General features: G+C 48.3%; 14 protein-coding genes. 7 read left to right on the forward strand and 7 right to left on the reverse strand.

Annotated elements, in window-relative coordinates; all coding sequences use genetic code 11:
- Positions 1 to 808 precede the first annotated feature (808 nt).
- A complete protein-coding gene (locus ACFVRY_RS07485) occupies positions 809 to 3,097 on the reverse strand; it encodes a glycoside hydrolase family 65 protein (protein ID WP_387498835.1) in 2,289 nt (762 codons plus the stop codon).
- Between the two features lie 111 nt (positions 3,098 to 3,208).
- On the opposite strand from ACFVRY_RS07485, the gene ACFVRY_RS07490 reads away from it, so the two are divergent.
- Positions 3,209 to 3,973, forward strand: coding sequence for a helix-turn-helix transcriptional regulator (locus ACFVRY_RS07490; protein ID WP_387498837.1), 765 nt, complete (start codon positions 3,209 to 3,211; stop codon positions 3,971 to 3,973).
- Between the two features lie 263 nt (positions 3,974 to 4,236).
- Positions 4,237 to 13,539, forward strand: coding sequence for a hemoblobin-interacting domain-containing protein (locus ACFVRY_RS07495; RefSeq protein WP_387498839.1), 9,303 nt, complete (start codon positions 4,237 to 4,239; stop codon positions 13,537 to 13,539).
- 208 nt (positions 13,540 to 13,747) lie between these two features.
- Here the strand turns inward: ACFVRY_RS07495 and ACFVRY_RS07500 are convergent, their stop codons facing one another.
- From ACFVRY_RS07500 to ACFVRY_RS07515, 4 genes are all read right to left on the reverse strand, one after another.
- Positions 13,748 to 14,056: a hypothetical protein gene (locus ACFVRY_RS07500; RefSeq protein WP_387498841.1), complete on the reverse strand. Its 309-nt coding sequence runs from the start codon at positions 14,054 to 14,056 to the stop codon at positions 13,748 to 13,750.
- A complete protein-coding gene (locus ACFVRY_RS07505; RefSeq protein WP_387498843.1) occupies positions 14,056 to 14,709 on the reverse strand; it encodes a hypothetical protein in 654 nt (217 codons plus the stop codon). The genes ACFVRY_RS07500 and ACFVRY_RS07505 overlap by 1 nt, the downstream gene beginning before the upstream one ends.
- Before the next feature lie 180 nt (positions 14,710 to 14,889).
- Positions 14,890 to 15,309 (reverse strand): MarR family winged helix-turn-helix transcriptional regulator, encoded by a 420-nt coding sequence (locus ACFVRY_RS07510; RefSeq protein ID WP_387498845.1) that lies wholly within the window; start codon positions 15,307 to 15,309, stop codon positions 14,890 to 14,892.
- 80 nt (positions 15,310 to 15,389) lie between these two features.
- Positions 15,390 to 16,286: a LysR family transcriptional regulator gene (locus ACFVRY_RS07515; protein WP_387498847.1), complete on the reverse strand. Its 897-nt coding sequence runs from the start codon at positions 16,284 to 16,286 to the stop codon at positions 15,390 to 15,392.
- A gap of 139 nt (positions 16,287 to 16,425) precedes the next feature.
- Between ACFVRY_RS07515 and ACFVRY_RS07520 the strand changes: the two genes are divergently transcribed.
- Positions 16,426 to 17,097 (forward strand): O-methyltransferase, encoded by a 672-nt coding sequence (locus ACFVRY_RS07520; protein ID WP_387498849.1) that lies wholly within the window; start codon positions 16,426 to 16,428, stop codon positions 17,095 to 17,097.
- 675 nt (positions 17,098 to 17,772) lie between these two features.
- Here the strand turns inward: ACFVRY_RS07520 and ACFVRY_RS07525 are convergent.
- Positions 17,773 to 18,675 carry an ABC transporter substrate-binding protein gene (locus ACFVRY_RS07525; RefSeq protein WP_387498851.1) on the reverse strand — a complete coding sequence of 301 codons (903 nt, stop codon included), beginning with the start codon at positions 18,673 to 18,675 and terminating at the stop codon, positions 17,773 to 17,775.
- Between the two features lie 469 nt (positions 18,676 to 19,144).
- On the opposite strand from ACFVRY_RS07525, the gene ACFVRY_RS07530 reads away from it, so the two are divergent.
- Both ACFVRY_RS07530 and ACFVRY_RS07535 read left to right on the forward strand, forming a co-directional pair.
- Entirely contained in the window at positions 19,145 to 20,428 is a 1,284-nt protein-coding gene (locus ACFVRY_RS07530) for an aromatic amino acid lyase (RefSeq protein WP_387498853.1), read from the forward strand.
- Between the two features lie 11 nt (positions 20,429 to 20,439).
- Positions 20,440 to 21,774, forward strand: coding sequence for an aromatic amino acid ammonia-lyase (locus ACFVRY_RS07535; protein WP_387498855.1), 1,335 nt, complete (start codon positions 20,440 to 20,442; stop codon positions 21,772 to 21,774).
- 129 nt (positions 21,775 to 21,903) lie between these two features.
- On the opposite strand, the gene ACFVRY_RS07540 is transcribed toward ACFVRY_RS07535, so the two are convergent.
- Positions 21,904 to 22,437 (reverse strand): DoxX family protein, encoded by a 534-nt coding sequence (locus ACFVRY_RS07540; RefSeq protein ID WP_387498857.1) that lies wholly within the window; start codon positions 22,435 to 22,437, stop codon positions 21,904 to 21,906.
- A 318-nt stretch (positions 22,438 to 22,755) separates the two neighbouring features.
- Here ACFVRY_RS07540 and ACFVRY_RS07545 point away from each other — a divergent pair, with 318 nt between their 5' ends.
- Positions 22,756 to 23,100, forward strand: coding sequence for a MarR family winged helix-turn-helix transcriptional regulator (locus tag ACFVRY_RS07545; protein ID WP_387498859.1), 345 nt, complete (start codon positions 22,756 to 22,758; stop codon positions 23,098 to 23,100).
- Between the two features lie 273 nt (positions 23,101 to 23,373).
- Positions 23,374 to 24,222, forward strand: a complete 849-nt coding sequence (locus ACFVRY_RS07550) for a protease complex subunit PrcB family protein (RefSeq protein ID WP_387498861.1) — start codon at positions 23,374 to 23,376, stop codon at positions 24,220 to 24,222.
- Positions 24,223 to 24,256: the final 34 nt, after the last annotated feature.

The raw sequence follows: 24,256 nt of genomic DNA on the forward strand, positions 1-24,256 counted from the left end.
TCTGTCTCCAGATCGTTTTGAGTCACTTTACTACAGCAATCTAAAACTCGCGAATTGACCCTATTTACTGTGTCCACTCTATTGACAGAGGTACAAAAATGCCGTTAGTTGGGAGATGCCCCCTCTGTTTCAATGTTAAAACAACTGGTGAAGGGAAATATTCCGCTTCTTGTAGTTGAAATCTGACGACAGTCTATGTTCCGGTGCTAGCTTTCCTATGGAAAGCTTTCAAGCGTGCGCTTTGTGCCTACAAGTCCAACCTTACCCGTTCGCTCATCTTCGCTTGTTGTTAATTTCTTTTGTTCGTCTTATACAGATAAAAATAAGATGCGGTGCGTGATTTAGCTGGAAAAAATACTGTTAACTCTTTCTCTTTAAGTGTTTTTCTCAGATTAAAAGGAAATTCTCCAGTTAATTCTTCCGTTTCTACGAGAAATCGAGGCGAATCCGAGTGATTAACAGGAGTTTTTCCAGTTATTCTTGCGAAAGGTGCGATTTCTGATCATTTAACGGTAGTATTTCCAGTTATTCAGTCACTAAAGTATTTCCGCCCGACCTTCAATCGCTTCTACACACCTGAAGGCCGGGCGGTTATCGCTTGCTCATCATTTGTTCAAGAATGCGATCATGGGCGAAAAACAGAAAATGGCGGGTTCAGGATTCTTCCTGAACACCGCCATTTCGTGATTATTGCATGATTTTTTAACAGGTGGGGTCTTATCATAGACCATGCCTTATTTTAGGGCAGCCTCTTAAGCTGTATGCTGCTTCCTAGACGGGCAGAGCGGAGGAATAGCCGAGATGGTTATTAACCTTTCAAAGGTTGAACCACCGGCTTCGAGCTGTCCAGCTCTACTGGCTGTCCGTACAGGCTCAACGTCAACGCTTCGCCCTCAAGCAGCTCCAACTCCACGTTTCCTGTTGTGATCGTTACCGCGATCAGACGTCCGCGGAAGGTCAGGCGGAATGCGTATTTTTCCCATCCGGACGGGATGGAAGGCGCAAGCGATAATCCGCTTTCTTTTAAGCGGGTGCCAGCAAAGCCATAGACAATTGCCATCCAGGTGCCGCCCATGTTGGCTAGATGCAGACCGTCTTTGGTATTACCGTGTGTATTGTCGAGATCCAGACGGGCAGTCTCAATGAAATACTCATAGGCTTTCTCGTGATAGCCGATCTTGGAGGCCATGATGCTGAAAATACAAGATGACAACGAGGAATCATGGGTCGTGATTTTCTCGTAGTAGTCATAAGAACGACGGATCGTTTCTTCGCTTTGCTCATCCTCAAGCAGGAAGTGGGCCAGCACGGTATCGGCCTGCTTACACACCTGATAGCGATACAGTGTGAGCGGATGGTAGTGCAGCAGCAGCGGGTGCTTCTCTTTTGGTGTATTTTCGAAATCCCAAACGGCTTTGCGCAAGAACGTGTCGTCCTGCGGGTTGATCCCCAGCTTCTCATCGAACGGCAGCAGCATGGCTTCGGCAGCTTGACTCCATTCTGCAACTTCTTCAGTTGTTACGCCAAGACGTTCAGTGAGCGCGTGGAAGCCTTGCTCATCGTAAGATTTCAGGGTTTCGAAGCTAGTCACTGCCCATTTCAAGTTATGCTTAGCCATCACGTTAGTATAATAGTTATTGTTCACGAGACAGGTGTATTCATCCGGTCCTGTAACTTCGTCGAGGTGGAATTTGCCTTCATGGTAGTGGCCAATTTCCATCCACAAGCGGGCGGTTTCGAACAATACTTCAGCGCCGTATTCCAGCAGGAAGGCGTTATCCTGTTCAGCCAGATAATATTGAATGTAACTGTAGGCAACGTCGGCGCTGATATGATACTGAGCGGTGCCGGACGGGAAGAATGACGAGCATTCTGTACCGGAAATCGTCCGCCACGGGAACAATGCACCCTTGGAGTGTCCCATTTCCTTAGCCCGATCACGAGCTTGCTCCAGCTTGGAATAACGGTATAGCAGCAGTTGACGAGCCAGGTCAGGAGAAGTCATCAGGAAGACAGGCAACATGTAAATTTCCGTATCCCAGAAATAGTGGCCCTCGTATCCTTCGCCTGATAAACCTTTGGCAGAAATATTGCTGTGCGGATCGCGTCCTGCGGATTGCAGAAGCTGATACAGGTTGAAGCGAATGCCCTCCTGAAGCTGGGCGTCGTTCTCAATCACAATATCAGAAGTCTTCCAGAAGTCTTGCAGGTATTGATGCTGCTGTTCCAGTAAATTCGTGAACGTTAGGGCTTTGAGGCCTTCCTGCAGAGCAATTCCGGTCTCAACAAGAGCGTCCGAATGACGAAGGGTATCGGTATATACATTCCATTTGGTCAGTTGCAGTGGACCCGTGAGCTGAGCCGTGGCTGTTACTTCGCCAGCCCGATCGTTGCTCTGTGCCTCAACTGTCCAAGCTCCGTCCCATTCGTGCCGGGTAACGCAGGCTGTGCGTAGACCAGAAGTCATAGTGGCGTTCTCGACATGCACATACTCACCCTGAATCCCGCAGCCGACTACAGACAACCGTTTGCTGTGTCCGGCAGCGACCCGCGGATCATTAGGGTTACTGTAATTGCTGACATCCCCGTTCACTTGGGATACAATCTTGATTGCACCTGTGAAGTTCACTGGTTCTAGCGTGAGGTTAATCGCGAACAGTTCCTTATGTGTGAAGGAGACCAGTCTGCGGAAATGAAGCTTCAGTTCTTTGCCGGAAGGTGTTCTGAAGTGGACTTTGCGCTCTGAATAGCCTTTGTCCATATGCAGGCTGCGCTCATAACTCACAATGCTGCCTTCGGTCAGGGAGAAAGGTTCTTCCTCGTCACCGATATATATGTTGATGCCCTGTGCATCGATAATGTTCACCAGCTTCTGCTGGGTGCCCGGGAAAGCATACAGTTTCTCGCCATATGGAATGTCAATTACATCATGGAAGGCGTTCAGGTATGTGCCACGAATGCTCTGAATTCCAGTATCGGCATACCCTTCTTCGAAATTCCCGCGAACCCCCAGATACCCGTTGCCCAGCGCGAAAATACTTTCTAAATTAAGCAGTGTCTCTGCGGTTAATCCCTGATTGGAAATGTTCCAGCTCATGCTTTTTAAGTCCTCCCTTGGTGGTTATGGATTGAATTTTAAGGCGGGAAAGTCTAAGATTATACTAATATATTTAACTTTTTATCAAAATTTTAAGGTGGGGGTAGAAGTATGACAAGGCAGGAGCAAGCAATCCCTTTGCCGTCCTATTTATCCACCCGTTCCGAGAACCTAAATCAAGGTTTTGTTCATCCTCCGCTGGATTATGAGCATGAGCTGCTAGAAGCCATCCGCGTCGGGAATGAGAACGGGGCGCTGGAGGCGCTGCGAAAGATTAATGCACTGGAAGCGGCCAAGCTGGCCCGCTATCCGCTGCGTTCGAAGAAGAATGCCATGATCGCTTCATGTACGTTGTTCACGAGAGCGATTATCCGTGGTGGTGTGGACCCGGAGACCGCTTTTCAATTAAGTGACACGCTGATCCGCGACATTGAGATGGCAACGGAGATCGAATGGCTGCTGCGTTTTGAATACGAGATGGTATTGCAGTTCATTGCTGTTATGAAAAGAGAAAAAGAAACCCTTCACTATTCTCATATTGTGAATCTGTCCGTGTATTTCATCCGGGAGCATCTCTTTCAGGACCTGACCCTGGGGATGATCGCCCGCCATGTGAGTGTGCATCCAAGCTACTTGTCAGACCGCTTCAAGCGGGAGACCGGGATGGGGATCACAGAGTTTGTCAATCGTCGTAAAATCGAAGAGTCCAAGTCCATTTTGGCCCACAGCAATCAGTCGATTTCCGAGATTTCATTCATGTTCAAATTCTGTAGCCAAAGCTATTATACCCAGCTGTTCCGGAAGTACACCGGCATGACCCCCAAGGCATTCCGAAGAAGTGGGGAATTCCACAAGCTGCAAGGGGATCATAACTAAGATATGAACCCGCCTGCCTTCTCCTATAATAGGGGACTGCAGGTTTTTTGCAGATATAAATGGCTAAAACCGTTAATATTGTATAGCTTTCGTTATTTTGTATAATGGAATCCTGTGGCAGTATACGCTAGCATAGAATTATTCAGCCGCTTGGATCGGGCGCAGCAGTGCGAGACGAGAGCGCGGAGGAAAGAATCTGTGCAGTCTGGTTTAGCAGGCATTGAAAGCGGTATCATTCAAAGACAAAAGGAGGTTTACAGGAATTGCGTAAAAAAGGAATCTCACTGGTGTTATGTTTCCTGATGGTGTTCAGCAATCTTCCGGCTGCCTTTGCGGCCAAAAACGAAACCGCTTCCGTAACTCATTGGGCCGAAGGAACGCTGGCTTCATGGGTAGAGAAAGGGTTGATCCACGGGTACCCGGACGGCACTCTGCGACCGGATGAAGCCTTAACCCGGGCTGAGGCTGCGTCACTCGTCAACAAGCTGTTTGGCTTTAAAGTGTCTTCGGCCGGGAGCTTCAGCGATGTGAAAGACAATGCCTGGTATTCGGACACGGTATCCGCAGCTAAAGCGGCAGGTTATATCACAGGTTATCCTGACGGAAGCTTCAAGCCGGAGCAGAAGGTGAACAGGGAGCAATTTGCCCGCATGCTGGCTGGGGCATTTCAGCTTCCAGACAGCGGTGCTTCTGCATTAGCTGGATTTGGAGATGGCACAGCAGTTAGCGCCTATGCCCGCGAAGCCATGGGTGGACTATTGGCCGGTGGTTATGTAAGCGGATACGCGGATCATACGCTGCGGCCACAGAATGTAATTACCCGTGCTGAGGCGGTGACGTTGCTGGATCGCTTGGCGGGACAGATCGTGAATAAGCAGGATGCGAAGGTATCCGGAATTAAGAGCACGGGGAACGTAGTGGTAAATGTGCCAGGCGTGACCCTGAATGGAGCTGATATTGCTGGAGATTTGTACGTCGCTCCTGGCGTGGGGGAAGGCGATCTGATCCTGGAACATTCCACCGTTAAGGGCAGTGTGCATATTGATGGCGGTGGGCAGTTCAGTGTCTATCTGAAGGATTCTAAGCTCGGGAAAGTATCCATTGAGAAAAAGAGTCCTGTACGCGTTGTTATCTCCGAAGGCAGCCAGGTAGGAGACGTAGATATTCTTACGCCTAGCAATCGACTTGAGGTAGGGCAAGACGTAGTCATCCAGTCGCTCAGCATTGCCTCGGATGCGTCCGACACCAAGGTCGATGCCCAAGGCACGATCCTGGAGATCAGCAATGCGGCGCCATCTGTTACGCTCAATAATGCCGCTTTGCCAGCTGAGAGCGGAGTAAAAGTGGAGAAAGGCGTGCTAGGAGCAGCAACTCAGAGCAGTAGCGCTCCGTCGCAGCCTCCCGTTATTCACGGCAATGTCGTACCGAGTACGTCGCCGACAAGCCAGTCGACCTCGGGGCCGGTAATCCAGCCGACGACAGCACCAACAAGTCAACCGACGACAGCGCCGACAAGTCAGCCGACGACGGCGCCAACAAGTCAGCCGACGACGGCGCCAACAAGTCAGCCGACGACGGCGCCAACAAGTCAGCCGACGACGGCGCCAACAAGTCAGCCGACAGCGGCGCCAACAAGTCAGCCGACGGCGGCGCCAACAAGTCAGCCGACGGCGGCGCCAACAAGTCAGCCGACGGCAGCGCCAACAAGTCAGCCGACGACAGCGCCAACAAGTCAGCCGACGGCAACGCCGACAAGTCAGCCAACGACGGCGCCACCTGTACTGGCACCGGATACGACGTTTAATTTCGTCAGCCAAACTATTGAACTGAGCTTTGCAGATTCAGCGGCATGGCGCAGTGCAATCAGCGGAATCACTGTTAATGGCGTGTCCCTGGATGCCGGACGCTACAAGGTAGGAGCGGGCAGCATCGCATTCAAGGCCGATACCTTTAACATTGGTGAGAACCAGATTGCCGTGTCAGCCACTGGATACAGCAACAGTAGCGTTGTGCAGGAAGTGTTGAAAAATCCTTCCGAGGAGAAGGATTGGACACTAGCTTGGAGTGACGAATTTGACGGCAAGGGCAACAATTTGGATACCAACGGAGTGAATCTGGATAAATGGGCCTATCAGCTTGGCACGGGTTCCCAATACGGGTTGACCGATTGGGGCAACAACGAGCAGCAATATTATCGTAAAGAGAACGTCAAAGTAGTAGATGGCAGCCTGGTGATTCAGGCCAAGAAGGAAAGCTTCGAGGGCAAGCCTTATACTTCAGCCAGACTGTATACCGAGCCGACCTTCAATAAGACTTATGGTAAATTTGAAGCCAGAATCAAGCTTCCGAAAGGTCAGGGACTATGGCCAGCATTCTGGATGGTACCGACCGAGAGCAAATACGGAATGTGGGCCTCCTCCGGTGAGCTGGATATCATGGAAGTGAGAGGACGCCTGCCGGGAGAGGTTGACGGTACGCTCCACTTCGGTGAGGGCTGGCCGAACAACCGTGCAACAGGAACGGCCTATCATTTTGCTGAAGGAACCGACATTACCGATTTCCATACGTATTCTGTGGAATGGGAGCCGGGTGAGATCCGCTGGTATGTGGACGGGGAAATCTATCAGATTCTCAACAACTGGGACAGCTGGGGCAAGAATATGCCTGCCAAATACGCCTTCCCAGCCCCGTTTGATCAGAATTTCTATATGATTATGAACCTCGCTGTAGGCGGAACATATGATGGCAATCGGGAGCCGGACGCTTCTCAGCTTCCTGCGGAGATGGTAGTAGATTATGTTCGCGCGTATGATATGACCGGAAGACCATATATGACTCCGGTTGAACCGAGCGTTGCCCTGGAGCCACTGCCGGAAGGCACGAAGTCTGCTATAAATGGAAGCTATGTGTATGACCCCGGTTATGAGCAAGGGTTTACGAATGTGCCGGATTCTTCGGTAGAAATGGATACCCGGTATTGGAATTTCGTCCATATGGATACCTTTGGTGGTGACGGTGCCATAAGCGCCGATACTATAAATGGTAGCAAGTTTGCCAAGATCGAGATTTCTAAACCTGGTAATGCCGTGCATGCAGTTCAGCTCATTCAGAATGTCACGCTGGGCAAAGGCAGATGGTATAAGCTGAGTTTTGATGCCAAAGCCGCCTCCAGCCGTAGCCTGAGCGCCAAGCTTAGCGGTGGGGCAGACAGAGGCTGGAGCAGTTACTCCAGAGTGCTAGAGGCTCAGTTAGGCACAGAAGTACAGCCTTATGAGATGACTTTCCAGATGGATAAGGATTCAGATCCGTTGGCACGTCTGGAATTGAATATGGGTCTCAGCCCGTCCACAGTCTGGATCGGCAATGTGAAGCTGGTAGAGACAGAAGCACCTGAAGCCTATCCCGATCAGGCTAAAGAGCCGCTGGCGGATGGCAACCATGTATACAACGGTTCTTTTGATCTGGGACGTATGGATCGCATGACTTACTGGCATTTCAATGCTGATCAGGCTGTAGCTACGGCCTCGGTAGATATTGAGGCACGTGAGTTGTCTGTAGTCATCAAAGGCGGAGATGTTCAACCGGAAGCGGTTATACTGAACCAACCGGGTATAAATCTCGTCGCAGAGAACAAGTATCAGCTCACGTTCAAAGGAAGAGCGGATGTGCCGCGTGAGATTCAGGTGGCTGTTCGCAGTAAAGATGGATTGAGAAGTTACTTGGAAGCTGAGAAGGTCTCTCTGACAGAGACGATGGCAGAGAAAACAGTAACCTTCGACATGCCTGAGATCACTGATTCTGAAGGACAGTTGATATTCCTGCTCGGCGGAAATAGCGGAACTCTTGTGTTGGATGATATCTCTTTGCTACGCCTGACCAATAACAACATGGGCGAGCTGCCGCTGGAAGAGCAGTTCCCGCTCAAGAACGGCGATTTCTCCAATGGCACAGTGAGCTGGAGCGAGCATGTGCAAGGGCGTTATGACGGTTGGGATAAGGTCACGAAGTTCTCCGCGGAGGGTGGAGAATTGAAGTTCCATATCGCGGGTCAAGGCAATAACCCGTGGGATGTCATGCTGATGCAGAATGATTTCCCGCTGCGCAAAGGCAATACCTATACCGTCTCGGTAGATGCAAGATCGACCAAGAGCCGGGACATTGAGATCGTAGTTGACGCGGCCAATGAACGCTATATCAACCAGAAGGTACGGTTGACACCGGAAATGCAGACCTTTACTTACGAGCTTCCGGTTACCGGGGATCTGATAGCTTCCTTCAAAATGCTGCTAGGGAAAGTGGAAGGGCTGGCTGCCTCTGGAGATCATGATGTCTTCGTCGACAATGTTCGGGTGGAGCTAAAAGGGGCGCGGGCCAAGGCCTTCCTGCTGAACAACGGCGAATTCACCGATGGATTGAACGGATGGGATACCCATTGGCAGGGTAAGTATGATCCTGGCACCTCCGAAGCCGACTTTGACGGCAGTGGGCATGCAGCCCAAATCACCGTTGACAAGACGGGCGCCAATCCATGGGATATCATGCTGATGCAGGGCGACAAAACGCTTGAGAAAGGCAAAACCTACGTGTTGTCCTTCTTCGCGAGATCGACGCTGCCCCGGAGTATTGAAGCGGTAGTCGAGAGTACAGACAATGTCCGTTTTCTGAATGAAAAGGTGGCACTGGATACATCTACTCAGCACTATAGCCTGGAGTTTACACTGAAGGGCAATAGTATAGGAGCCCTAAAGTTCCTTCTTGGAAAAGTTAACGGAGAAGAACTTGCAGCACATAAAGTCTATTTGGATACGATTACCCTGGAGGTCAAAGGAGCGAAGGCCGCAACGGGCGAGAAAGCACAGGAAGGTAACGATATTTCTTTGCCTAAAGGTCCTGTCCTGTCCCCGGATGCATCAGCCAATCAGCCGGGAGCACCGATTCAGCTTACTTTTGCTGATCTTCCTGCTTGGAGAACGGCCGTCACCGAGGTGTTGGTGAACAACGTCCGTCTGCCGGATTCTTCGTACACGTTGACAGCAGGGGTGCTGACGCTGAGTGCTACTGTCTTTGAGCACACAGGGGAATACACAGTGACAGTTAAGGCAACAGGCTTTGAGCCTGTGCCCGTGACCCAGTCGATTGTAGGCGAAAGCGAGTGGAGCCTGGTCTGGAATGATGAATTCTCCGGCACCGGTACGCAGCTCGACACTAATGGCGTGGACTTGAGTAAATGGGCTTATCAGAACGGAACCGGCCAAGAGTTCGGACTCGACGGCTGGGGTAACAATGAGAAGCAGTATTATCAAAAGGACAACATTAAGGTGAAAGATGGTCACTTGGTCATAGAGGCGAAGGAGCAGAATGTTGGCGGTAAGCCTTACAGCTCGGGCCGGCTGTGGACCAATCCTACATTCACCAAAGCTTATGGGAAATTTGAGGCCCGGATCAAGCTGCCGGAAGGCCAGGGGCTGTGGCCGGCATTCTGGATGATGCCGAAGGATCAGGCGTACGGTACCTGGGCGGCTTCCGGTGAAATTGACATTATGGAAGCAAGAGGTCGGACTCCAAATGTGGTTGACGGAACTCTTCACTATGGAAAGAGCAGTCCCAACAACAAGGCCAGCGGGGGCCATTATAATTTCCCTGCGGGAGAATCCATCACGGATTTCCATACGTATGCGGTTGAATGGGAACCGGGAGAAATCCGCTGGTACGTGGATGGCGTTCTTTTCTTCAAGGAAAGTAACTGGTACAGCTGGAGCACAGGACAACCGGAGAAAAATGCTTATCCGGCACCGTTCGACGAGCCATATTACATGATTCTCAATTTGGCTGTTGGCGGCAACTATGACGGTGGTTTGGAACCGCCCGCCTCGAAACTGCCTGCACAAATGCTAGTCGATTATGTTCGTGTCTATGAGTTGACTGGTCGGGACTACAAGACACCGGTGGAGCCTGAACTGGTCAAGGAGCCTATTCCGGACAATGCCAAGAAAGCCATTAACGGAAACTATGTATACGATACTGCCTACGAGAAGGGATTCAAGGCGATTACACCGGACGATACTCTTGATCCTGTATATTGGAACGCGGTAACTGGAACAGGTGGCGCGGCGACGGCAAGTGTCGAGGCTATCCTGGGGACACCATACGCCAAGATGAACATCACCGCCGGAGGCAACAACGATTATTCGGTGCAGATGATCCAGAAGGTCTCTTTGGTCTCCGGCCACTATTACAAAGTGAGCTTCGATGCGAAGGCGGGATCAGCCCGGAACCTGAACGTTAAGCTGTCGGGTGGAGCCGACAGAGCATGGGCAGCGTATTCGGATGTGTTCTCAGCGGCGCTCAAGGAGCAGTCGGAACAATATAGCTTTATTTTCCAAATGACGGAGAATACGGATCTTGGGGCGCGATTGGAATTCAATATGGGCCAAAGTACGCTTCCTGTATGGATTGGCAACGTCAAGGTGGAAGAGACAGAAATGCTGGTCGATCTGAATGCGCCTAAGGCGCCGCTGGATAATGGAGATCATGTCTACAATGGCGGATTTGAGCTTGGAACGATGGATCGGATGATTTTCTGGAATTTTGCAGCGAAGAATGGCGCTTCTGCTGAGGCGTCGGTGGACCCTGCTACTAAAGAACTGGCGGTTTCGATCAGTAAACCGGGTTCGGGGACAGATGATATCCAGCTCACGCAGAAGGGGATCAATCTGTTGCAGCGGGATAGCTATAAGCTAACCTTTGATGCTAAATCAGCAGCGGATAGAAGCTTGAAGATCTCACTGCTTAGCAAGGATAGCGTTAAGGTCTATGCGGAGCAAAGCCATAAACTAACACCGGACATGAAGACTTATACGCTGGAATTCACCATGCCTGCTGGAACAACGGATATAGAAGCGATGCTGGCCTTTGACCTTGGCGGGGAACTGGGCAATATCACACTCGACAGTGTCCGCCTCATCCGTACGACCAATAATAATGTGGACTACTCGGGCGTGAAGCTGTTCCCGCTGGTTAACGGTGATTTCGCGCTAGGTCTGGAAGGTTGGGAGCCATTCGTTCAAGGTGGGGCAGCAACGTTCTCTGGTGAAGGTGGCAAGGCCAAGATCACAGTATCCAATCCCGGAGGCGAAGCCTGGAATGTGATGCTGAACCAATCCGGCTTGCCCCTGACAAAGGGCTTCGAGTATGTACTGTCCTTTGATGCAAGTTCCACGGTTGCCCGAAATATCGAGGCGTCGCTCGAGAATGCGGGCTACACCCGGCGTTTTGAGACCGGACCGATTGATCTGACTCCGGAAACGAAGCATTTTGCGTATACCTTCAGAGCTGGATCAGATGATTTGGTTGCATTGAAGTTCATTCTTGGCAAAACCTCATCCAGTCCGTCTGCTATTCATGATATCGTGATTAGTAATGTAGTGTTCGAGATCAAGGACGCCCCTGTTAAACGGCCACCGACACTGGTACCGAGCCGGACCGGCAATGTTGTAGGCGCACCGGTGGTAATCGCTTATAAGGGAGCGGAAGCTTGGAGTCAGGCCATCCAATCTGTGAAGATTGGAGAGAGTATCGTTCCGTCAAGCAAGTATACGGCTTCGGGCGACCGATTGACGCTGGCAGCAGAGCTTTTTGAGACAGAAGGTAATTATACGATTACTGTAGAAGCGAACGGGTACGCTCCAGCTACTGTTAAGCAATCTATATTCAGCAGTGATGGCAACCTCGTCTATAATGGCTCCATGTCTAATGGAAAAGCCCACTGGGATGTATGGAAAAATGCTGCCGATTGGTCTGACTGGAACGTCGTAGACGGAGTCTCCAAGATTGATATCCATTATGACGGCGGCAACGATAACGAATGGAAAGTTCCTTTTAACTGGTCAACCCAACTGATGCAGGAAGGGATCCAGCTGGAAGGCGGAAAGGCTTATGAACTTAGCTTCAAGGCGTGGTCTACGCTAGATCGTCCAATTGTTGTTGAACTGAACGGCTATGCAGGCACGAATAAGCTTACTTACAGCATTAACGGAGATCGTGAAGCAGTGTATAAGGCTGCGATTACTCCAGGTAATGCAACGACGCTGAAGCTGATCTATCTGCTCGGTAATGTGGATGGTACCACAAATGGCAAGGAGCATAGTATTTTTATCGACGATGTGGCGATTAGAGAAGTGAAGGCTTCGCCGGTACTCGCGGAAAATACAACAGATAACAAGGTTGGTCGTCCAATTACACTCCGTTTTGCGGACAACGCGGTATGGCGGGGGGCCATCCAAGGGGTGAAGATCAATAATGTTGTTGTCGCCAAGGATCAGTACACGGTTAATGCGGGGGCAATAGTGCTGAATGCTGGATTGTTCCCTAGCGCGGGCAGCTATACAATTACAGTTTCGGCCACGAGCTATGCCGATGCCACAGTAGTGCAGAAAATCAAGACTGACGCGGAGAATTTGGCACTTCATAAACAAGCCACCGCCTCCAGTGCGAAGCAGCCTGCAAGTAATGCTTTTGACGGCAATGCTCAGTCCCGCTGGGAGTCGGATGCTACGGACCCGCAATGGATCGCGGTTGATCTTGGCGCTGTCTCCAAACTCGAGAGTATTGTGCTGAGCTGGGAAGGCGCATTCGGCAAGGGTTACCAGATTCAAACTTCTACGGCGGCGGTTCCCGGCGAAGGGGACTGGAAAGAGGTATACGCCAAGGAGAACGGTCTCGGAGGTTTGGAAGAAATCACATTGAACAGTGTGGAAGCGCGTCATGTCAGACTGTATGGAATTACACGCGGGACGCCGTATGGATATTCTTTGTGGGAATTTGAGGTGTATGGTACTCGTGATGGAAGCGGAGAACCACCAGGGCCAGAAGGTCCCGGTCAGCCGGATGTGAAGACGGCCCCGGTTCTGACGGCGGATTCCTTGGGCAATATTGTCGGTCAGCACATTACGGTGAGTTTTGCAGACAATGCTGCTTGGCGGGAGGCCATATCATCGGTAAAAGTAGATGGTGTCGCTCTGACTCAAGGGTACACGATTGCAGCAGGCACCCTTTCATTTGAGCCTACGGTATTTACCCAGGCCAAGGATTATTCGATTAAGGTATCAGCGGAGGGATATGCAGATGCAACTGTCGTTCAGACGCTAAAGGCAGCCCCTTCGACTGCTGTGAACGTAGCGCTTCATAAAACGGTGAGTTCATCTTCAGCCCTTACTCCTGCAGCTTTGGCATTTGACGGTGATCCAGGTACCCGCTGGGAATCGGAACACAGTGACAATCACTGGATCGCAGTGGATCTAGGGGGAATCTATCTTCTGAACGCGATTGAACTGAACTGGGAAGGAGCATACGCCAAAGGTTACCGAATTGAAGTCTCTACCGCGGCGGAGCCGGGGGATGGAGACTGGCAAACCGTGTTCTCCACGAATAACGGAGTTGGCGGACTGGAGAAACTCCCGCTTCAGGACGTTCAGGCTCGGCATGTACGCCTGGTCGGTACGGAACGTGGTCTGCCCTACGGATATTCGTTATGGGAATTTGGAGTGTATGGTGTTCCACAGCGCTAGTACTCTCTGCTACAGAATATTTAGTCGAGCAGTAGCGCTAGTATAGAAGAAGGCCAATCAGCGATATTGCTGGTTGGCCTTTTTTACAGGTGAATAAACGTACTGAAACTGAAAAAATACAAGGGATAAGAAATGGGGAAGTTGGATCTTTAGAGCCGGCAGCATCTGCCTGGAAGTTTGCCTAATAAGACCGCTGGAGATCTGAAGCTCAGGATTTAATAATCCGTATGGATTCTTTCAAGAATCGCCGAGTGTAATAGAAAGACAGGACCAACAGAAAAGCGAGTAGCAAGCCCACTGGAAAGCCAAGAATTCCAGGCAAGGCGTACCCCGGATAAATATTCATAGCTACACCGTTCCAGCCGAAAAGCCCCAGTAGGGCAGCGATCAGGGCGATCGCCGCGCATAGTAGGCTCCCCACCGTCCAAACACTGAGAATGGGAACACAGAAGAGGATCAGGAAACTTTTAATCGTAAGTTTTATTAGGCTACCTTTGGAATAGGTACTGCTATTCATCACGTTGCCTCCCTGTCAGGTAGGAATACCACTTTTTTCACCTTTGATTTGGAATCTACGTTCAGACGCTTGCTGTAATGGAGTTCCTGAATAATGCAGCCCGGCCCAATGGTGACGTCCTCGCCACAGACCAGATCAGCACTGGTTCGCTCCAGCCTGATCGTGGTTCCTGTGATGGTACCGCAGTTCATTTTACGCAAGGGTCCCATCAGGAAGCTGAAAGGGGTGGACGATAAAAGAATGGATATCTCTCCGCCTGCGCCCATCTTATCAATTGAACACGCATTTCCAAGACGGATTTCTATGGAATCTCTGGCCGTCAACGAGCTCATCCGCACTGCCCCTTCGGCATAAAGGGATCCCGTTGTCGTCTCCTGCGTTGCAGAAAAATAACCGGATGAATGAATCTCCTCAGCTTGAAGACTACGCACTCGTAAACTTCCGAGATTCTTGACTTGATGTGCAACGCAGGCATTCGCAACGGAGCACTCGCCGGATATTTTTAACCGTGTTGTTGTAATGCTCCCCCGGGCAGTCAGGGCTCCCAGCACTTCCACCGAGGTAGCCACAATATCGTCCCTTCGTAAGAGTGAGCCTTTCACTTTTAGCGGAAGCTGACTAAATGCAGGTTCAGACGGTATGTCATCGTGCATCGTACAGTTCACCACCTCAACAAAAATTTATTTGAACGATTAAAATATATAACAATTATAATGTATATTCAATATAACATTATTTTGACCATGGGTATGCCAAAAAAGCACTGCATTGTGCCTTAAAACCACACCCTGCAGTGCTTTGCTGTAAATCTAATCTGAGTAGGCTCAGGAAAGCTAATCTACAATGTCATTCATCAGCTCATGAACCTTTTGAAGTGTCCCAGCGATGATCTCCAGTTGGTCCTTATCGAACCTGTCAAAAAGCTGCCGGATGCGCTGCTCCCCCTGAGCTGTAATCACAATATTGACTACTCTGCGGTCTTCCTTGGTACGAACCCTTTCAATCAGGCCATCATCTTCCAGCTTATTGCACATGAAGGAAGCCGCTCCGGGTGTGATAATGAATCGTTCTGCTATATCCGTAATATTCAGGCTCCCGGTGAGCTGAAGCTGAAACAGCAGCATGATTTGATTTTGTGTCAGCGACTCCGTTTGGATTATTTTTTCAACAAAAGCCTGGGAACTCCGCTGCACACTGGCCATGGTATCCATAACAGCATGGATGGCCTGGTCCTTGTTTGTTTTAGCACTCATAAGCCCACTCCAATTTGGCAATATTCCTATAGTTCCTAAAATATATAGAAGCTATAACTTTGTTGTCAAGCCACTGTAATCTAAACCTCCGTAGGATACTGCTTGCAGATCTCTATGAACTGCTGAACAATAGCTGGTTGCTGCTCATTGCTGCGGGTACAGATCGCCAGATTGTTCGTGAGATGAATGTCCTCCACCCATACCCTTGCCAGCAGCCCGCGCTCAACATACTCACGAACTACCAGTGATGAGACAAAGTTCGCCCCGTATCCCGCTATCACCGATCGGATGGCCTCGTTGAGACCGTTGAATTGCAGCGCCACCTGCGGTGGTTTCAAATCATAGGTCCTACACAGGGAAAATAACCGCTCCCGCGTAGAGCTTCCTTCTTCACGCATGATGAACGGTTCTTTCATCATCTCAGCTAGGGTCACCGAACGATTGGCAAGGGGATGGGAAGGAGAGACTACAAACCACAGCTCATCTTCAAAAAGCTCCACCCAGTCCATATTCTCCGGCCTGCCCTCCAATCCGCCTCCATAAATGGCCACATCTGCCTCGTGCCGGTTCAACTGTTCAAAAGCTTGCCGCGAGTTCGTGGTCGTAATGACGACCTCAATCTGATCATAGCGGGCTTTAAAGCGGGCGGCCCAGCTAGGAATCAGGAAGTTTGCCGGAAGATACGTAGCGGCAATGCGGATTTTGCCGATTCGTCCTTGCCGGTAATCCTCAATGAATTCATCAATCTGTTCCTCATACGTAAAAAAGTTCCCGGCCTGCTTCGCCAGCTCCATGCCAAAGGGAGTCAAGGATACACCTCGCCCGCTCGGTGTGAACAGGGGAAGCCCGAGATCCTTCTCGAACTTCTTGATCTGGCTTGTAACCGCAGGTTGGCTGATTCTGAGTTTGACGGCCGCCTTCGTCACGCTGCCCGTCTCTGCGACATAGTAGAACAGCCTGAGGGCATGTATATTCATCCTGTTTGCCACTCCTTATATAACCAAAATATATGAATGAGTTAAAAACATATATTAGAATTATGATTTCATTCATCATAAGCTGTAATCAGGAACAAGACAAATACTTGATTCAACGATTATGAGGAGGAATGAAACGATGGAAAGAACACAGAGATGGAGCGAAGTGGATAATTATTTCAACAGCAAGCTACTGGCAGAAGATCCCTTGCTTGATGCCGTGTTGTCTGCCAACTCAGGAGCGGGTCTACCCGCCATTGACGTTGCGCCGAATCAGGGCAAACTTCTGCATCTGCTGGCCCGCATGAAGGGAGCAAAGCGTATTCTGGAGATCGGAACGCTGGGCGGTTACAGCACGATCTGGCTGGCTCGGGCGTTACCTGCTGAGGGGAAGCTAGTGTCACTGGAGTTTGAACACCTGCATGTGCAAGTAGCCGAGGATAATCTGCGGGCGGCAGGTTTGGCTGACAACGTACAGGTTATCGAAGGACCGGCACTGGAATCTCTGGCTGCTTTGGAGGCTCAGGGCGTGGAGCCATTTGACTTTATTTTCATAGATGCCGACAAGCCGAACAATCCTCATTACTTGCAGTGGGCGCTGAAGCTGGCAAGCCCGGGCGCTGTTATCATTGCCGATAATGTGGTTCGTGACGGTGAAGTCGTGAATGGAGACAGCGGGGACGATCGGGTTCAGGGAATTCGTCAGTTCACCGATCTGCTAGCCGCCGAACCGCGAATCGATGCGACTGCGCTACAGACCGTAGGCAGCAAGGGATATGATGGGTTTATACTCGGTGTGGTGAAGGGCTAAACGAACTCTCGTAACTCACTAGCAACAAACACAAACACAAACACACTCACTAGCTAATAAACAAGCTATATAGAACGTATTAAAAAACTAATATAGCCAAGAAAAAAGAGAGTTTTTATAAGAAGGATCGAAGTGGTGTAATTAACGACATTTTCGTACCTTAAATCCTCTGTAGCTACCGGTTAATGGAGATTAATTGCAATATTGTACCTTAAATCCTCCAGAATCACCCGTCCAGCGTGTTTTTGGGAAAATAAGATACAAATATGTCCTTATATCCCTTATTTACCTATATTAAAGAAAAATAAGGTGCAAAAATGCACTTAGTTGAGGAGGGGCCCTTCTTTTTCACTGTTAAGACGGCTGGTAAAGGGGAATATGCTGCCATAGGTTCAAATCTATCGACAGTCTATGTTCCATTGCTAGCTTTTTTGTGGAAATCATCAAAAATTTACCATCCAAAGAAATCCACACGGAAGCCAAAGAAGGCGTCCAAACCTAGCTTTCCTATGGAATGTTTTCAAGGGAGCGCTTTGCGCCTACAGTTCCAAACTTCCCCGTTCGCTCATCTTCGCTTTTTGTTAACTTCTTTTGTTCTACTTATATAACTGGCTTATATAACGAAACAGCAGCTTCTCTCGCTACTTGCATCCGGAGAAAGCTGCTGTTTTAGTTTTATTTTATAAGTCCAGAATCCTTAAGGAATTGTTTAGCTACATCTTTGTATTCTTGCTTATTAATATCTACTTCGCCATTCAATTTCTGCATAGTTGCATCATCCAGCTTCGCGGATACCGCATCCAGAAGCGAACTTATTTCCTTATCCTGATCTAAAGTTTCTTGACGAATAACTGGAGCAACATTATATGGAGGCCATAGGTGTTTATCATCCTTGAGAACCACCAAATCCGGGTTAAGCAGTTCGCCGTCTGTTCCAAAGGCCATGGTAGCTTGAGCTTCATCGTTTAAGACTACGCGATATTTAACTCCATAATCGAAAAGCTTGAGGCTCTTAAATTTGAAATCTCCATATACACGATTCATTCCAAGTAATCCATCTTCACGTTCCTCGAATTCAGGTACACCGGCGAAGTTAATCTCGCCTGCTTTGGCTTGCAGCTCAGAGAGGGTTGTGATGCCGTATTTCTCGGAAGCGGAGCGGGATATAGCTATTGCCTGGGTGTTATTGGCTTGGGAAGGTGCTAACCAAACGAGGTTAAATTCCTTCTTATAATAGTCCGAGACAAGATCAAACACTTGCTTAGGATCTGTGAGCGGCTTCTCATTCAGGATGTTCTGCAGGGCTGTGCCTGTGTACTCTGGATATACATCGATATCCCCTTTTTTGAGTGCTTCATGGGCAATCAACGTTCCGCCAAGGTTAAGCTTTCTATCTACTTTAATGCCGGCATTCTCAAGTACTAATGCATACATTTCGCCTAGTATGAGCGATTCGGTAAAGTTCTTGGAACCCACCACTACTTTTTTCTTGGAGGATCCGTCTCCGCAACCAGCAGCAATACTCATTAAAGCAATGATTAGTGTGAGCAGTAGTAAGCTTGATTTCTTCTTTTTCATCTCAATTCCCCCTGCAATCATAATTAGACTTTATTGATTATTATCATTCAGTAATAATGGATTATTACTTTACAGGGCCAATAATAACATTACTTACAAATAAATTCAATCACATTTGTTTACTTGGGATTATTTTTTTAAAAGATGGATTTTAAGCCGTACAACACTTCGGTTTATTCCCTATAAGAATACTTAATATTTATTGACAATCAAAACGATGCCACTTACTATCTATTTAATAAATTGTTATCATTTTGTAATAATGAACTTCAATAAATACTTTGTGAGGAGTATGAACATGAGTGCCTCATTACAATTAGACGGATCAAACTTGAAGATGGAGGATATGTCTGCAGTTTTGGCGGGTAAGGTATTCAAAGTGAACATAGTTAAACAACATGGCCAAACCCACTCATTCCAACAGTCAGATCTCCCAACAGAGACGTTTGGAGAACAGGGAGAAAGTTTCTTGGATTCATTAAGGGACTGGGTACAATCCGATGGCGAGTTATTGCCTAAAGAAGTAGGTCTCTTGAGTTTATATCTTCTATTGAATCATTCAGTTAAGCATAGTGATGTGCTAAGTGATGGATTGCTGGAAAGAGTTTTGTTTTTCGTGAATCAGCGGATCGAGCCTTGCTTACATAAAGAAAACAGAACTGGGTTCTCCGTGATGAGTGAACTAATTCTGATCCTTAACGGGGAAGAGGAACTGGTGTGTTACCACGAGGGGCAATTCAAAGCGGTGGGGTCCTTATTCCGGGAGATGAATCTGTCCAAGCTTCAATTAACTCAGCAAGAGATAGTGTTGATTAGCAACCTGTGCTGTGTGTCTACAGCGATGTCTATTTACGCAGTTGCTGAGGCTTCGAGGTTGACGAAAACTGCAGATATTTGTGTTGCAATGCAGCTTGAAGCCATACGCGGGGAGACTGGAGCTTTTGACCGACGCTTGCATGAGCTTGGTAGGCCGTATACTAGTCAGATCGAAGTGGCGGAGAACGTACGAAGAATCATTTCTGATAGTGAATTTACTACTGAACGAGGCCGGGAAGCTTACGGCGGAGACAATGGCCCCCGCTGCCAAGATGCCATCAGTATTCGGGCTGTACCCCAGACGCATGGGGGAGTCAGAGATACGGTTAAGTGGCTGAAGGAGCAACTCGATAAGGAGATCAATGATATCACGGAGAAGTCGAATCCGTTATTAGGGTACTTGCTGGATTTGGTCATTGTCGGCTTAATAGATCTCGGTAATATCAGTGAAAGAAGAAGCTTCAGACTCTTGGACAGCAAAATGTCATATGGGCTGCCGATGAATCTTGTTGGAGAAAACCCGGGTTTCAATCATGGCTTCCCGGTCATCCAGGCTGCTGCTACAGCAATATTGGCTGAAATGAAATTGCTGGCCCTTCCGGGTACTGCTTTTTCAAAGATCGATCACAGTACCCAAAAATATGTGTGCACGACGCTGGAATCTTCGCTGAAGATGCTCGATGCGATATCGCTGCTTAACAAGATTTTGGGGATCGAGATGTACATGGCTGCTCAAGGGATGGATCTTGCCAAGGGTAAACTCGTGGACTTTGAGTTTGGCGTGGGATCAAAAGAAGCGCTTCATGTATTCAGAAACTTTGTACAGACGGTGACAGTGAACCGTTTTGCTTCCCCAGATATGGTTGCCGCGGAGAAAGTCGTCACAGATGGCATCGTGCTTCAGGCAGTAGAAGATATTGTCGGAAATTTAAAGTAAGGTGTGAGCCTATGAAGGATGCAAACTTATATATCAATGGTTATAGCTTAACTGTAGAACATATTATTGAAGCTGTGCGCGGAGAATGGGAAAGTGTACGCCTTAAGGCAGAAGCAAAAGCAAGATGTGAGAGCAGCAGGGCGCAAGTCGCTCGTTGGCTTGGATCGGATGCCCCTGTTGTTTACGGTGTGAATACGGGGCTTGGCAATCTGAAGGATACGGCATTGTCGCCGGAAGAGCATCTGGATTGGAATAAAACGATCCCCTATCCTCATGCCGTAGGTGTGGGGGAGTATCTGAATCCCGTCATCACCAGAGCATCTATGCTCATTCGTGCCAATGTGCTAAGCAGGGGATACTCTGGTGTAAGACCCGAGTTGATTGAGAGAATGCTGGAGATCTTTAACCATGGAATTGCTCCAGCGATTCGTGAGCTAGGCTCTACAGGATTAAGTGATCTTGGCCCGCTTGCTCACAACGCTATGGTTGTCGGGGGATTGGAAGAAGCAGAGGTGTTCTACAAAGGCAGACACATGACTGCTCAAGCTTGTTTTCAAGAATTGGGCATGGAGGATGTATTCCCTCTGGAATGTAAAGAAGTGCTATCGCAAATGAATGGTTCAACCATGACACAAGCGATCGCTATCTTTGCCTGTCATAATATGCAGCAATTGCTGGAGATTGAAACAAGGATCGAAGCCATTCTGAATCACGGCCAACCGATCCTTATCGATTCGAAAGAACAGGTCGATATGGCTGTCGAGAAGGCCTTTGAGATCATTCTGAACACCGTGAACTTCGAGAATAACATCACCTGCGACAATCCGCTTCTATTCGAAGTGGAGGATGGCTACGAAGCTGTAATGGGATGTAATTGCAGTAACACACAAGTAGGCTATGTGATGGACCTGCTTAATTTTCTCATTGCCGATAAGGCGAACTATATTATGGAGTTCATAAACAGGATAGACCTGAAAGAAGGCGGAAGGCTGAAAGCAATTCGCGAAGCAGCTTCGGCACGAGTGAGACTGATTCATTCCTTGAGCCTCCCTGCTAGCGCCGATTCTATATCTACCAAGGCCAACCAGGAGGATCACGTTGAATTTAGTTTTGGTGCTGCAAGAAAGGCGCTTAAGGCGCTGACTGCCTACCAATCTCTGTTGTCATATCTGTTTGCTGCGGCTACAAAGACAGATGCGGTTCGTAAGAACGCAAGTAAGGTGCTGGAGGTGTTCCCTGATTTGAAGGTGAATATAACGGGTTCCTCTGCTAATCTGGCCGCCAGTATCAATCACTATTTGGCTGAACAATTCGATCTGGTTTCATTGGTATTAAAGACGGATTGAGACTGAAGCTTAACTTCTGCCATAAAAGTTAAGTCTCGATGAGTGCGGCGTATCATTCTGTAATCAAATAACCCGTAAGGAACGGAAGTGCTTCTCTCCGTTCCTTACGGGTTATAGTATGCATTCATGTTATACAGTACGTTTCAGCGGCGTAGTGACAGGCCGGATGACATTCGTGTGGGTATCTTTTCTATGGAGCAGCTTGCGCAGGTATGGAAGGACGAAGTAATCAAGGCCGATTTTACCAGCATTGGCGGCCGATACGATGACGATCACTTCCATGAGCAGCAATTGTACATTCGTGCTGACGGTACCCGAGAGCAGGTAAGCAGCGTTCATAACTAGACCCATGAGAGCAGCGAAGGTAGTGAATGTTCCTAGAATCAGTCCCAAACCAACCAGAAATTCACCAGCCGGTACCAGGAAGTTAAAGAAGTCTACACCAGGCAGCGCCGCATGCTGGAGGAAGCTTCCCCACCAAGCTTGGACGGTTGCGCCCTCGCCGGCACTCTTGGCAATAGCCCCACTAATAAATCCCGAAGCGTCGAATCCCCCGGTAAGCTTGTGCCATCCGGCAGTAAGCCATTCATATCCCAGATATACCCGTACTATTGTGAGCAGCAGCATAGCGGCTTTATTTGTTCTGAACCAGTTGTTAAACATATCCCTTCACTCCTTTTAATGTGTGCTTTCTTGTCTGTATCGGATGATCATCTTCGATAGCTTTATATTAAGTGATTTATTTCACAATAGGTGTGATAAATATCACAAAAAGCTAATAAATTTTGATATCAAACTAAAATTGTGAATATTTTGTTTTGAAATGTGTCGAAGGGAACTTAATCGAGGCAACGGTATCGCTTTCAAATGGTTCTTGACAGAATTTTTGCATAAAATTAACATACAGATATGAATGAAAAAGCTATCGTAGCCGTTATAGGCCGAATCCATCGTAGAAGTAATAGATTTATCGAAAAGGAATTGAAGAAGCATAATATTCACGGAATTGCTCCATCACATGGGGACATTCTATTTCATTTGTATGGACAGGAATCCATTACAATGAACCAGCTCTCTTGCCTGATCGACAAGGACAAATCAACCATCACTGCATTAGTCGAGAAATTAATGCGTCTGGAGTATGTCAAGAAAGAGCAGGACCTGAATGATGGCCGCATCTTCCGCTTATCCATTACAGATAAGGGAAGAGCGCTGAAGCCAATTTTTGAAGCAGTATCCGATTCATTGCTGACTGCGGTGTATGAAGATTTTGCCCCGGAAGAGAAGGAGCAGTTGCTTCAGTTGTTGGGGAAGATTAATTTGTGAGCGAAGATGCGATTTTTTTAAAAAATGAGACAGCTCATCACGAAACTGCAAAGAACAGCTCAGATTTGTGCTGTTCTTTGTGCTGTTCATTGTCAGCTAGTTTAGGAAAAGTGATACCGCAAAAGAGGGCTTGGTATAAATTTCGAACTAAATTGTATAAATTTAATGAGCTAATGCAACCTTTTCGAATAATCGCCGTCTAGAGTGTACCAATTGGGAAATAAATCATGACAACACAACCAGCAACCCAACACAATTCACGGAGGAATGAAGATGAACAAACGATTTTTAAAACCACTGCTTCTAATGATGATGGTCGCAATTTTTAGTTTTAACGTTACGGGGGCGGCCTTTGCGAAGGGTGGCGGGTCCAAGAATCCTCCTAACAACGGCATAGATATAGCGACTGCAGTAAGCATGATCGTAAAAGGACTAGACCTGAACCTGAATGCCATCGATTTTATCAAAATGCCAGTGGCAAGCGATCACTATACAAAAGTGAAGGATAACGCTCCATATGCCAAGGATTTCATTTACGCGTATTACAATGGAGTGCAGCTTCCTAAGGACATTGATCCTTCCGCCAAAATCTCCAAGGAGTACTTTGCAGAGCTTCTGTACCAAGGTTTGAGTCATAAAGGCGATTTTGTCTCGATTGAAGCATTCCAAAAGGTGGAAGTGGCAGACGGAAATCAAATCAAAAAAGAATACATGAACAGCATTCAGAAACTGCTGATCGCCAAGATCGTTACGCTCGACAGCAAACAAAAATTTTATCCGAAGAACAGTATCAGCCGCGATGCAGCAGCCAATATGATCAGCAAAACTGTGAAATTCATTAATAACTACAAACCAGTTCCAACACCCGCTCCAATCGATGTTAAATTAACCACCGGCAAGGAGACGGATGCTGTTACTAAGGTTACGCTCTCCGCTACGGCGCCAACTTCCGGGTATGGACTTGAAATCACAAGCATTCAATTCACGAAAGATCAGGCAGTGATCAAATACAAGCTGGTGAAGCCGGCCCCTGGCTCCATGAGTGCCCAAGTCATCACCGAAATTAAAGCCGTAACCTACATTCCTTCAACATTCAAACCTGTTCTTCAGGCCAATAAATAATACGGATACTCGCATAAAAGCTTTATTAGCAACG

Origin of the sequence: Paenibacillus sp. NPDC057934, from assembly GCF_042887565.1 — a bacterium.
Classification (GTDB): Bacteria; Bacillota; Bacilli; order Paenibacillales; family Paenibacillaceae; genus Paenibacillus_AQ.